Genomic DNA, 13,505 nt, shown 5'->3' with positions numbered 1-13,505 from the left:
GCAGATGAACGCAGATAAAAATAAAATACAAATCTGCGGAAATCTGTGCAATCTGCGGAAAAAATCCTTATTCTGTAACTGTAGAGTGTTAAAGACAACCTGACTTTCAACACCTGCTTGATTTTTCGGGGATAGAAACGCTCAGGCTTATGATTTGTCTTATTATCGCATCTTTAAAGGCATCCAAAGGGGCATTTATAGAATAGTAGCTCCATTGGCCCTCACGGCGCACTTTTAAAAAACCTGCGTCTTTTAGTATTAATAAATGCCGTGAAAGACGCGATTGTATCATATTAAAAGAGGCCTGAAGCTCACAAACACACGTCTCCCCATACGTGTAGAGAAACCGCAGTATCATCACACGTGTTTCATCTTTTACGGCTGATACGATTTTTATAAAGTTTTCCATTATTCTGTAATTCTATTTTAACACAAATTTAATCATATCGTCACATCTATATATCTTGATATATTATATCTAATAATGTATAATATATTAAAGTAACTAAAATACAGGAGGAGTTTTAAAATGGAAAAAATAAAAGTTCTGTTTGTATGTGTTCATAACAGCGCCAGAAGCCAGATGGCGGAGGCATTTCTTAAGAAATACGGAGGGCAAAAATTTGATGTAAAGAGCGCTGGTCTTGAACCCGGTGTGCTAAACCCATTAGTTGTACGGGTTATGAAAGAAGATGGCTTTGACCTATCAGGCAACAGCACTAAAGGCGTATTTGATATGTTTAAAAACGGCGATCTGTTTAATTATGTCATAACGGTCTGTGACGCAACGAAAGCTGAAAAATGTCCAATATTTCCCGGAATCAACAAAAGGCTGCATTGGGGATTTGATGATCCATCCTCACTTGAGGGAACAGAGGAGGAAAAAATAGCTAAAACAAGGGTTATTAAAGAAGAAATTAAGGCAAAAATTCAGAGCTGGATTAAGGAGATAGAGGGAGAATAAAATGGCGACTAACTCCAAAAAATTATCCTTTATTGACAGATTTCTCACGTTGTGGATATTTAGTGCGATGTTTGTGGGGATTGGTATTGGATATTTTGTTCCGCAGACTAAGGATTTTTTAAATATGTTTCAGGTGGATACCACAAATGTGCCTATTGCTATAGGGCTGATTCTTATGATGTATCCGCCACTAGCGAAGGTTAAATATGAAAAACTCCACGAGGTTTTTAAAAACAAGAAGATTCTTGCGTTTTCTCTTTTACAGAACTGGCTTATAGGTCCTTTTCTGATGTTTTTTCTTGCCATAGTGTTTTTAAGAGACCATCCGCAGTACATGTATGGGTTGATTCTTACAGGGGTTGCACGGTGTATCGCGATGGTTGTGGTGTGGAACGATCTGGCAGAGGGTAACAGGGAATACGCTGCCGGATTGGTAGCGTTTAATTCTTTTTTCCAACTAATATTTTACTCAATGTATGGGTATTTTTTTATAACATTTTTGCTTCCATTATTTGGACTAAAGGGAACAGTGGTTTCTATCACAATTGTACAAATATCAAAAAGTGTGTTCATTTATTTGGGAATCCCTTTTATTGCGGGTATTTTAAGCAGGTTTATTATAATCAGAAAAAAAGGGGTGTACTGGTTTGAAAATGTATTTACCCCAACAATAAGCCCTATTACTTTAATAGCTCTTCTTTTTACTGTGGTTGTCATGTTTACGTTGAAAGGACGGTATATAGTGCAATTGCCTTTTGATGTTGTAAGAATATTTGTTCCTCTTGTGATTTATTTTGTTATCATGTTTTTAGTATCTTTTTACTTGGGCTGGCGGTTTAAGTTTGACTATGAAAAAACTACAACATTGTCCTTTACGGCAGCAAGCAACAACTTTGAACTGGCAATAGCGGTAACAATAGCGCTTTTTGGAATAGACTCAGGGGCGGCCTTTGCTGCAGTTATCGGGCCGCTTGCCGAGGTGCCTGTGTTAATTTCTCTTGTAAAGGTTGCACTGTATTTCAAAGGGAAGTATTTTGGTGTTGTTGAATTAAACCAGCGGTAAACGCAGACCCATTTATAATACATCATTGCTATGAGGTGGAAAGCTTTATTGCTAATCACAACAGCTATGCTTTTGATAGAAAATCCAGTAAGTCGTTGTATGACTTTTTATCTGAATAATCTGCAATTTGGATGTTAAGAAGTAAATGTGGAATTTCACTGTTTTCAATATTATCTATTTTAAATGGTATAACTTTTTTATTAGTTTTTTTAGCAAGCATCTTATTCAAAATTGAACCATATTCAGTTTGTACCCATTCAGATTTTCCAGTATTTTTACTTAGGCAGACAAGAATGTGTTTACTATTTTGTAATCCCTTCTTTATTTCTTCTATGACTGGAGAGGCAGAAGCTCCCAGCTCAATATCCATCCAATAGGTTATTCCTCTTCTTTTGAAATCAGGTAATATATTGTTGACAATGAAATCGTTGTCAGATGAAGCGTGGCTGATGAACACGTCAAATCTATGCCCCCAAAGACTTTTTATTGGTACACTATGAGCCGATTTATAACATTGAACTTCAGATTTTCCCTCCTTTTCCATTCTAAGAATAAAATCATAACTATACGTAGATGTACAACCCTCTTCACAGTTACATGCTATTGTTAAGTCAGATTTAATTCCTTTCATTTTATTATGGATACTATCAAAGTTGTTTCTTATAATAGCAAAAAATTCACGCCTGCTATCACCGCTAACTATTATTTCTATTTTTTTACCGTAAGTATCGGCTTTTACATATGTGTGTCTTCTGACACCGTCTGAAATTTTCTCTAATATTGCTCCATCTCTCCAGCACAAGTAATTGCCTTCTGTATCTCTCTTAATCAATTCATGTACTCTTACAATAAACCTTGGTATGATGCTTTTTGGCAGAAACTCATATTTGTAAAAAACTCTTGTGCTATCATCTGGGTCCCAGTCAAAATCAACACTTTCTCTTGTTAAAGAATTTGCTATAACATGGTGCGTTGTTCCTTCCATATGAAATGACAACTCAAAAGTTTTCATTAAGCTAAGAAGCATTGGATATTTTGACTGAGGATAACCATCGGTTTCTTTCCAAATATCCGGCAAATCGCTTTCATATAAAATTCCTTTCCTATTCAATACAGCCCTTGACGACATGAGTTTATATACTGCATTTGTAGCCCATGATGGTTTTATAATTATCGTATTGTGTAATATCAAATCGTCTTTAAAATGTGAAAAAACGCCTAAGTCATGAAGATATTCATCAAGCACCTTTTCCTCTTTTTCTCCAATCCCGTTTTCTTTGCAAACCTTCTGAAATTCTGAATAATCTATATAGTTTCTTGTGTCATTTTCTAAATGCTCTCTAATTTTTAACCATGCCTCCGGCCACTCAGCACCCATATGCGGTAGTTTGGCGGCTATTTCAGCTATATTGGCTTTTAGTTTATCAAAGCTATCGGGTCCGTTTTCAGGACTTTTAGCGCTTACTTTAAGAAAACTATCAATATTGGGAAATCTTGTTTTTAAATCTTTAAAATTAATTTCTTCTATATACTGATCGCACTTATTAAGAACCAAAATAACTGGACTGTCATCGCCAAAGACTTTAATCTCATTGAGCCAATCCTCAATTCTACCAAAAACTGCCTCCTGTCCGGCATCCCACACTAACATATACACTGAGCGTTTGGTTAAGAAAAACTGATGCGTTGAGTGATATATCGCCTGCCCGCCGAAATCCCATACATTTAGTTTTAATTCTAAATTGTCTTTACTTGTCAAATTTAATCGTCTTATGTCTATTCCTACAGTTGTTTCCTGATTATCTGAAAAAGTATCGTTAGTTAATCTTCTTAAAATACTTGTCTTTCCAACTCCACCTTGTCCCACAATCAAAAGTTTGGCCTCGTATAATTTTCTTGTATTATCTTTTGGGGTTTCTTCATAAATCAATTTAGAGATACGAGTTGCTAGTTCTGTATATTTACCACCTAGTCGCTTTAGAACACGTGTAGAAAATGCCACTTTATTATTTTTATCTATTGCAATTTTCTCAACTAATTCAGGGTTTGTTACTAAAGACTTTATGTCAAGAGATTTATTTGTATATTTATCAACAAAAATTTGGAGTTTTGACAACACTGTAACAGTGTCGCTTATATTAGTCCACGAAATCAGGCGGTCTCTGATATTTCCGGTAAAATCAAGTTGTATGTCGTTAGTATCAGTATAATCAGACATCTCGACTATACCGCTTATCAGAATCTCTGCTAAATATGCAGGGTTTGAATCGGTTAACATTTCTTGCTGTATAAATTTCATAGTAGAAGGATTTAGTGGTGTTGCAGCAAGATACCTTGCAAGCCGCTGTGCTTTTTCTGAAGCAGTAGCAACAAAGGCTTTGAGTTTTTTCTCCGGGTTATCAGGTAGAAATCGAAAAGCCGATAACTCTTTTTCATCCCTTACAGGTTTAAATTCTCTTTTGCTGTCTTTATGTAAGAAAACAACTCCTGGTGTCCACTCAGTAGTATTATTAGTAATTAATTGTGCCCATAATCTCAAAGAAACAGCATCGAAAGTGACAATAGGAATTTCAGAAACGCTTGCATCTTTGCCATTTATTTTAGATTTTGTTAATCCAGGTTTAATAGCCCGTAATTGTCTTGGTTTTCCCATATCAATTGCAGTGTGTCTCCAATACCAGTGAGGCAGTACCTGGAGCAATGTAACTATGCTTGTCTTTCCCCATTCAAACATCATATGAGAAACCTTACCATCATACCACGCCAGTGATACGCAGTCGCTTATCACGATTAGTAATGACCTGCCTGAAGGGTTAATCAGCTCCTTAGGGTTTAGTTTTTTCCGTGATGCCAAAATTCCTGTGCCTGCATAGAATCGAATACTTTTGTCTTTAGCTTTGTCATATGTAAAACCAAAAATTTTAACATTTCGAAATGCACCATGTCTTTGTAATAAAAGTTTAAAATCATTAATTGTATCCTGCCATACGGACATAGAGAAAGATTCGTCAACAACTATTGCAACATCGAACCATCGGATTTGCTCAGGTCTCAGAACTGGTACATATATACCGGATTCTGCAATGAAGTTAGCTGTTTCATTCTCATCTATTATAAATCTATGATTAGACGGAAATGTTTTCTTAAGAGGTCTTAATGCCCTGCTGATTTCAAGTTTATTATGAAGTGGTGCTGTGGCATGGTTTTTTACAGGTTCAGTGCTCACGTTAGTGTCAGGGGTTGTATCGGTTTTAATTGGCTTTAAATCAAGCGGTGTTTGTGGTTTTTTTAATTTTACACTGGCCTTTAGCATATTCTCAGTTCTCTCGTGTTTTTGTGCTATAGCAATGCCGTTATTTTCACTCTCCGGTTCTGCAACAGGTCTCTCAGGCTCTTGTTCTTGAGGCTTATCAATACAATCAGCAAACCACAAAATATCCGCTATCTCCGTAGATGTAAGGTTAAAGCCCACATTCCTAAGTGTTTCTATAAATTGTATAAGCATTAGGCTCTCATCTTATTATGGTAAATAGGCAACATTTTTTTATGTTGTGTTTAAATTTCTTAAGACGGCATTAATCAGGTCATCTTTGCCATCAAACAGATCAATTCCTTTAGTTGTGAGATAAAGGGCATTAAGGAGTTGATCTGTAGCCAGGTCACCGTCTTTACGCTTTGTTACAAAGGTTTCTATCAGTTTATTTTTTGCTTCTATATCTATATCAGAAAAATGGGAGGAGACGATTTTACTTAATTTATCACTTTCAGGCTCCTTTATATCGAGCCTCAGGCAACGCCTCAGAAATGGAGCAGGCAGTTCTCTTTCAGCATTACTGGTAAGCACTACAAATGGAAAAGCATTACAAATAACGTGACCTCCCTCAATAGGCACTCTTTTTTTACTATCATGAGGAAACACATACTTTATATTATCATCTGTGTCTTCGGTATTATCATCTGAGTCCTTAACTGCTAAACGTGATAATTCAGGTATTTCAAATCTACCCTCCTCAAATACACATAAGAGGTCGTTTGGCAGATCAATATCACATTTATCAATTTCATCTATGAGTAAAACTCTCGGACGCTCTGATGGAAGGAGAGCTGTTCCTAACGGCCCAAGCCGGATGTATTTTCCTATGTCAGGTATCTTACCTTCTGGTTTTGCCATTTGGAATTCCTGCAAACGGCCTATAGCATCATAATTATACAGACCATCTTTTAAAGTAGTACGAGTTGTTATCGGCCAGTACAAAACTTTTCCAAGTTTAAGTTCATGGGCAACGGAGAAGGCAATTGTAGATTTGCCAATACCTGGTGTTCCTTTAACTAATAAAGGTCTTCTTAGATAAAGCGCTGCATTTATAATTTCTATCTCATTTTCTTCGCTTACAAAGTTTTCGCCTCTTGTGTATTCATTAGAGCGTTTTTTTGTCTCGCTGTCATGCCCAGATTGATTACCTTTATTAAACTGCCGCCATTTAGGAGCTGATGGGAGCTTATCTAATTCGTCATGTGGCGGTGTGTTATCACCCTTATATATATGCCAGTTTGCCATATTTCCTCCTTCTTAAGTTTTGTTTATGTAATGCAATGATTCAGCATCATTAAATGTTACTGTTTTATATGGATCATCCCAGATAAGAGTTAAATGATTTCCTATATGTTGTTCACCCTTAGCTTTTCTCCGAATTTTGCGAACAGTATTGGGTAGATCAGAGATTGTTTCTTTGTTAATAATTTTAGTGTTTTCAGGTAACTCGAGGGTGCTATTTAGAGAGTTATACGATTTTCTATGCAAGACAGCAACTGGGATACCACTTTCCCAGATTAAATTAACTAAATCTTTTTCGTCCTCTTTTGTTTTAGGTCTAAATGCTATCTCAAGACATGTTATATAATCTCCAATGTCTTCATCATCTATTTCATCAAAAACATTTTCAGCACAATATCCGTTAATATCACATATATGTTTGATACATTTTTCATCGAATGTTCCCATACGATTTTGCAAAATATCCCATCTCTTTCTCCAATCTCGTGAAACTGATGATTTAGCAGGGTTTTTTAACGCATCATCAACAAATAAACGATTAATCCTGATAACAATTTCATAATTTTGTCCAAGTTTTTTTCTAAATGTGAGTTCTTTTAAATTATATTGATCAACATCCCAGAAAACTAAATTAGATGGTAAAAAAAACTCTAACCTTTCAAGGTTAATATTGCTTACAAAACTTGAACATAAAAGATCATCAATGATTTTAGGTATTTGGTCAAATGTAACGTCATGATATTTGGCGTTATTTTCATTAGGTATTACATTATTCTTTCCAGTATTAGTCCATTTATTTATCTGAATACTATACGTATTCTTTATATTATTAGGAAACTGTGGCCTTATTTGTATAAGAAGATGAACAACCCTGTTTCTACTTAAAGTCACCGAGTCAGCAGCACAGGTTTTTTCATCAAACTTCTTGCAAAAGGATTCAAACCATTCTTTTAATTTGTTGTATGAACCATTAGTTATATTTTCATTTTTCATAATGTAAATAACTTTTTCTATAAAGATAATAAAAGGGAGTTCATTCTCTATGTTAGGAGGTAATTTAAGGAGTCTAAATATAGCACATAGCAGGTTTGTAAAGTCTTTATGGGGATATTTGTCAGCAACTATGTTATAAGCGCGCGTACATATATCAATATCTATGTCATTCAAAATAAGCGTTACCTTTGCAAGTTGTTCGTACAGAGAGGTACCTTCAAGATTACCAATTTTTAGTAGCATATTTCTACAGTAGTAATCAAATGCTTTATTTAACGCTATTGATATATCTTTGGCACTGTCTATCTCTCTAAAAACATTGATGAATATCGTATCGTCCATCATCTTTGTCCCGCACGTTAATAACTGTTTTTTTAATTCATCTTTACCTGCAATATTTGTTACAGAACCATTAGGTTTTTCAGATGATGTACCAGAACATGAACACGATTCAATCAAACAACGAGCATATGCAGCGGCCACAATAGCTGCATATTGATGCCATATATCGTTTTTTCCCTCATCACAATAATCACATATACCACGGATTATAATATAGCTCTTAGCAAATTTCCATGTACCATCAGCTATACCAGAAGCCTCCATTTCTATAGCTTTAACATCATGTTGGTCTCCCAGTTCATCTCTCATAAACGGGTTTTTTAAAAGAGTATTAGCTGCCCCTATTTTCCCATAATGTATTTTAGGTTGTCCCATTCTTTTAGCCCGATTATTATCTATCGGATGTTCCACTTGCGAATCTATTACCAACTTATCACCTTGTTGCTGCCAAAGATATAGAATATCTTTATCATCATTTGGTCTTTCAGCATTTTCCAAATGTGCTGCACGTTCAATGTATTTTTCCCAAGGGTATTTTCCTGCAATCCTTTCTGATTCTAATTTATTTACTTTATTTATCATAGCTGCGGAGGGGCGTGAAGATTTATCACGAATAACTATTTTGCTAAATTCCTCCATGATATTATCATACTGAATTATTCCGTATTTATTTGACACAACTATATCACCGAGGCGTACATGCTTACTAATATTTTTTGGTTTAGGAACTCCCCCTGCAATCCCAACCATTAAAACCTCTTTTATATCAGGAAAACTTCTTAATAAATTAGTAACTGCTTCTGCCGATATATTATTCCCAGGATCTGGTAATAGTGTAACTATAACATTGTGCTTTCCTGATCCATCGAGAGCATTAACCGTACCTATAAAATAATCATTCGGGTCATTTTTTACGAATTCAGTGCGTTTAGAATAATCTTCTCCATTATCAAGCATACATTTGACTGCAGCAAATTCCTCAGTTATGGCTGTTATAATTCCAAAATCAATAACAGCATTATCGTTGCTCACTTCGCCTCCGTTAAAACTTGAATTTATACTGCCTATGCTTAGATTTCAGTCCTTTCAGGATGTTTCTGTTAAGTATTATTACATGATACTATGCTCATATACCACATGGAATATTTTATAGATATAAACAAAATAATGTCAACACTGGGTTACAAAACACTGAAACCACCCGCCCTCTTTCTTTTTTGAGTAAAAATATTTTTAAATACAATGTAATGGAATTTCAGGAACTCACTCCGGTGATGAAACAGTATTTTGACTTAAAGAAGGTCTATGAGGATGCAATACTGTTTTTTCGCTTTGGGGATTTCTACGAGATGTTTGGCGAGGATGCAATCGTAGCCTCTAAGGTTCTTCAGATTGCCCTGACTGCCAGAAACAAGGGAAAGAAGGACACACTGCCGATGTGCGGGATTCCTTATTTTGCAGCCGATGCGTATCTTAAAAAACTTATCGAGGCAGGGCATAAAGTAGCTGTTTGTGAGCAGGTTGAGGATACAGAGTCGCCAAAGGGAATCTTTAAGCGTGAAATTGTCCGCCTTGTTACTCCTGGCACATACGAGCCGGAAAATCCCGGGGAAAACACCTATATTTTCTCGTTTTATCCCCTTAATGACCTCCACGGCATAGCCGTGTCCGATATATCCACCGGCGAGTTTATGGTCTATGAGACAAAGGAAAATCTGGCTGACGAAATCCACAGATTTGCCGCAAGAGAAATCATCTGTCCGGAATCTCTCCGGGATGACATCCACTACAGCACAATTTTAAAAGATTTCTATGTCTCATACTACAGCGATTTACCTTTTGACTTTATGGAGGCTTACAAACTGCTCCTTGAACACTTTAAGGTATCAACCCTTGAGGGGTACGGCTGTGAGGGAATGAATGGGGCAATTTCTGCAGCCGGAGGCCTGATTTCATATCTAACCGATACTCAGAGGTCAAACGTACAATTCACTAAAATTAAAACTCTAAACATGTCCTCTTTTATGTTTATTGATGCTGTGACCATAAGGAACCTTGAGCTTGTCGGTAATCTTAAGGATTCAACTAAAAATGACACCCTGCTTGCCATACTTGAGAGCAATATGACTCCTATGGGAACGAGATTTCTAAGAGACGCACTACTGAGGCCGCTTATTGAAACTTCTGAAATAAACAAAAGACTCGATGCTGTCGGCACTCTGGTGTCTGACTTTACTCTTAGAGAAAACTTAAGAGCTAAACTTAAATCCATCCAGGATATAGAACGAATCACGATAAAGCTCATTAAAGGCAGTGCCAATGCCCGTGACTTAATTGCCATTAAAAGCTCTGTTGAGGCTATGCCTGATATAAAGGAATTGTTACAGAATCAGCCTGATGGCTATCTTAGAGAGCTTGCCAGCAATATTGCCGACTTTACGTCTTTAATTGAAGTAATTGAAAGCTCGATAACAGACTCACCGCCAGCCACTGTAAGAGACGGGTGGATAATTAAAGACGGATGTTCTAAAGACATAGACTATTTAAGGGAGATTGCAACAAAGGGAAAGACATTTCTCTCTGAACTTGAGATTAAAGAGCGCTCCTCATCAGGCATTAATAATCTTAAGGTTAGCTACAATAAAATATTTGGCTATTATATAGAGGTAACAAAGAGTTATCTTCATCTTGTGCCTCCGCATTTTATCAGAAAGCAGACCCTTGTAAATGCCGAGCGGTTTATAACCCCTGAGTTGAAAGAGTATGAAAATAAGATAGTCGGGGCCGAGGAGAAGTTAAAAGCGCTTGAATATGATTATTTCAGAGCAGTCGTTGAAAAGGTGGAACTCTATGCCGGAGGTCTGAAAGCTGCGGCTAACGCTATAGCAGTTATAGATTACCTGCAGTCACTTGCAGAGACTGCTAAGGTTAAAAAATATGTAAAACCTGAGGTTCATAACGGTGGAGATATATATATAAAAGGAGGACGGCATCCGGTAATAGAGAAGACCGCATCTGTTGATAAATTTATTCCCAACGACTGTGTGCTGGATACAGAAGACAACAGGATGTTAATCATCACAGGGCCCAATATGGCAGGTAAGTCAACCTACATGAGACAAAACGCTCTGATAATCCTTATGGCTCAGATGGGTTCCTTTGTGCCGGCAGATTCGGCAAAGATTGGGGTCTCAGACAGGATTTTTACAAGAATCGGAGCCTCGGATTTTCTTGCTAAAGGTCAGAGCACGTTTATGGTTGAGATGATAGAGACCTCAAACATTGTAAATAACGCAACTAAGAAGAGTTTAATTATACTTGATGAGGTTGGAAGAGGCACAAGCACATTTGACGGTATTAGCATAGCATGGGCTGTAGCCGAACACATAGTAACCACAATTGGGGCACGCACGCTCTTTGCCACGCACTATAACGAATTGACAGATTTGGTAGTCACAACACAAGGGGTGAAAAACTATAACGTGTCAGTAAAGGAGTGGGGAGATGAGATCATTTTTCTTCGGAAAATCATAAAAGGCGCCGCCGATAAAAGCTATGGGATACAAGTGGCCAGACTTGCCGGACTCCCTGACAGCATTGTAGCCCGCGCAAAGGATATTTTGTTGGAGCTTGAGAAAAAAGAGGTTCAAGAAGTTGAGGCCCAGGTCTATTTAATTAAAAGGAAGGGAAAAACAGCGGTTCAGCTTGATCTATTCTCATCACAAATCCACCCTGCCGTGCTTTCTCTAATTAACCTTGACATAAAGAAATTAACCCCCGATGAGGCACTAAACGCACTTTCCGAACTAAAAAAACTAGCCGCTAATTAGCGTATAGCGCAAGGCCTTCTTTATCAGTAATAACGTGAAGCCCTTTTTTGTCAGTAATAAGTCCTTCTTTTTTAAATTTACTTAAGGTTCTTATCGAGGTTTCTACAGTTGTCCCAACCATATCGGCAATATCCTGTTTGGTTAATTTAATATCAATTTGCCCGGGGGTTGAGGATTTATCTGAAAGCTTCAAAAGCAAAGAGGCGATGCGTGATTCCACTCGTTCAAGAGCTATGTTTTTTAGTGTATCGTGGGAGTTTTTCATACGATCTCCCATGATAGAAGTGATTTTAAACATAACGATTGGAAACCTGTCAAGAATTCTAAGCAGGTTCTTACGTAAAATCCTTACTACTTTGACGTTTTCCATGGCTATCGCATTAGCCGGATATGGAAAACCCCCGAAAACTGCCAGCGCTCCAAAAAGCTCCCCAGCTTGTACTAACTCAATAATCAACTCTTTGCCATCCTGAGACAATTTGGTAATTTTAACCTTACCTGCAGCCACAATGTAAAACCAGTCAGACCTGTCACCTTCATTAAAAACCGCTTCTTTCTTCTTAAAGGAGACAAATTGAATATATGGCTCTATTTCTTTTAATTCACTATTTGTTAAGCCTTCAAATATTGGTATTTCGTTTAATTCCATTTGCTATTATAGCATCTTTGGTGAAAAATTTTGTGGTTCGATATGAATTGCCATCTTCAAAAAATTTCCTTGACAAAATGAAACATATGTTATACAATTAACACATGTTACAAAACAAAAGAAGCTGGCTTTTATTTTTTTACACGGTGTCGGCATCTCCTGTTAATAACAGGGTTAAGATTTGGAGGCGGCTTGCTAAGGCTGGCGCTATTCAATTTAAGCATTCTGTCTATGTACTTCCCTACAGTGAAGAGCATTATGAATTTTTTCAGTGGTTGCTAAGCGAGGTGGACTCTATCGGCGGTGACAGCGGTTTCGTAGCGGTTGAAAAATTTGAAAATATCAAAGATGGCGAGGTTATTGCGTTGTTTAATACGGCAAGAGAGGGCGACTATGAGAAAATAGAAAAATATCTCGAAGAAACTGACAGAAACTTTGTTAATGCTAAGATGTCCTCAAACCCAGCTGGTATTAATAGTTTTCATAAAATATATGAGCGCTTAAACAAGTTAACAAACGAGTACGAGGAAGTAAAAAAGATAGATTTTTTCTCTCTCTGCGAAAAAAAGACTATAGAGGCAAGATTGAATGAACTCAAAGAGGCTGTTGTTTTTCATTTGAACCCCGCATCAGTAGAAAAAACGAAAAAAATAGTGTTGCGAAAAATCGGGGATTACTGTGGTAAGCGCTGGGTGACAAGAAAAAGACCCTATATTGACAGACTGTCTTCAATTTGGCTTATCAGGAGATTCATTGACAAGGATGCTGTTATTGCATTTGAGGAGGAAAGTGAGATGGACTTATCCTCCTCTTCTAATAATGTCTATTTTGATGTGGTTGGCGGGGAGTTTACTCATATCGGGGATGATTGCACGTTTGAGGTCTTAGTTAAATCGTTTGGTATAAAAGACGGTGTTGTAAAGCATATAGCCGAAATCATTCATGAAATTGATATGAAAGATGGTAAGTACCGGAGTGTTGAGACTGCCGGAGTCGAGAAAATACTAAACGGTATGAGAAGTCGCATTAAAAGCGATATGGATATTGTCAGTAAGGCCACAGAGATTTTTAATTTTCTGTATGAGTCAAAAAAATAATTGCATTAAGGA

At 36.9% G+C, this 13,505-nt stretch carries 9 protein-coding genes; 4 read left to right on the top strand and 5 right to left on the bottom strand.

The window, feature by feature from the left end; all coding sequences use genetic code 11:
- Positions 1-106: 106 nt before the first annotated feature.
- Positions 107-409 (bottom strand): winged helix-turn-helix transcriptional regulator, encoded by a 303-nt coding sequence (locus HQK88_12985; protein MBF0617717.1) that lies wholly within the window; start codon positions 407-409, stop codon positions 107-109.
- Between the two features lie 120 nt (positions 410-529).
- Between HQK88_12985 and HQK88_12980 the strand changes: the two genes are divergently transcribed.
- Together HQK88_12980 and arsB are read left to right on the top strand one after the other, a co-directional pair.
- A complete protein-coding gene (locus tag HQK88_12980; GenBank protein ID MBF0617716.1) occupies positions 530-964 on the top strand; it encodes an arsenate reductase ArsC in 435 nt (144 codons plus the stop codon).
- A 1-nt stretch (position 965) separates the two neighbouring features.
- On the top strand, positions 966-2,027 hold the full coding sequence (gene arsB / locus HQK88_12975; GenBank protein MBF0617715.1) for an ACR3 family arsenite efflux transporter: 1,062 nt from the start codon (positions 966-968) through the stop codon (positions 2,025-2,027).
- 64 nt (positions 2,028-2,091) lie between these two features.
- Here arsB and HQK88_12970 read toward each other — a convergent pair whose 3' ends face one another.
- Genes HQK88_12970 through HQK88_12960 form a run of 3 tightly spaced genes read right to left on the bottom strand, consistent with a single transcriptional unit; the run spans position 2,092 to position 8,949 of the window.
- Complete coding sequence (locus tag HQK88_12970) at positions 2,092-5,532, bottom strand: TIR domain-containing protein (protein ID MBF0617714.1); 3,441 nt, start codon at positions 5,530-5,532, stop codon at positions 2,092-2,094.
- A 39-nt stretch (positions 5,533-5,571) separates the two neighbouring features.
- Positions 5,572-6,585: a MoxR family ATPase gene (locus tag HQK88_12965; GenBank protein ID MBF0617713.1), complete on the bottom strand. Its 1,014-nt coding sequence runs from the start codon at positions 6,583-6,585 to the stop codon at positions 5,572-5,574.
- Positions 6,586-6,597: 12 nt separating this feature from the next.
- Positions 6,598-8,949 carry a hypothetical protein gene (locus HQK88_12960; GenBank protein ID MBF0617712.1) on the bottom strand — a complete coding sequence of 784 codons (2,352 nt, stop codon included), beginning with the start codon at positions 8,947-8,949 and terminating at the stop codon, positions 6,598-6,600.
- 215 nt (positions 8,950-9,164) lie between these two features.
- On the opposite strand from HQK88_12960, the gene mutS reads away from it, so the two are divergent.
- Positions 9,165-11,747: a DNA mismatch repair protein MutS gene (gene mutS, locus HQK88_12955; GenBank protein ID MBF0617711.1), complete on the top strand. Its 2,583-nt coding sequence runs from the start codon at positions 9,165-9,167 to the stop codon at positions 11,745-11,747.
- Here the strand turns inward: mutS and HQK88_12950 are convergent.
- Complete coding sequence (locus tag HQK88_12950; GenBank protein ID MBF0617710.1) at positions 11,740-12,396, bottom strand: Crp/Fnr family transcriptional regulator; 657 nt, start codon at positions 12,394-12,396, stop codon at positions 11,740-11,742. The two genes, mutS and HQK88_12950, sit on opposite strands and share 8 nt — an antisense overlap.
- 104 nt (positions 12,397-12,500) lie before the next feature.
- Between HQK88_12950 and HQK88_12945 the strand changes: the two genes are divergently transcribed.
- On the top strand, positions 12,501-13,493 hold the full coding sequence (locus HQK88_12945) for a chromate resistance protein (protein ID MBF0617709.1): 993 nt from the start codon (positions 12,501-12,503) through the stop codon (positions 13,491-13,493).
- The last annotated feature ends 12 nt before the right edge of the window (positions 13,494-13,505 follow it).

This window comes from Nitrospirota bacterium (genome assembly GCA_015233895.1).
GTDB lineage: Bacteria > Nitrospirota > Thermodesulfovibrionia > Thermodesulfovibrionales > Magnetobacteriaceae > Magnetomonas.
Note: the sequence above shows the minus strand (reverse complement) of the source record. Positions and strands in the feature narration are given on the sequence as shown.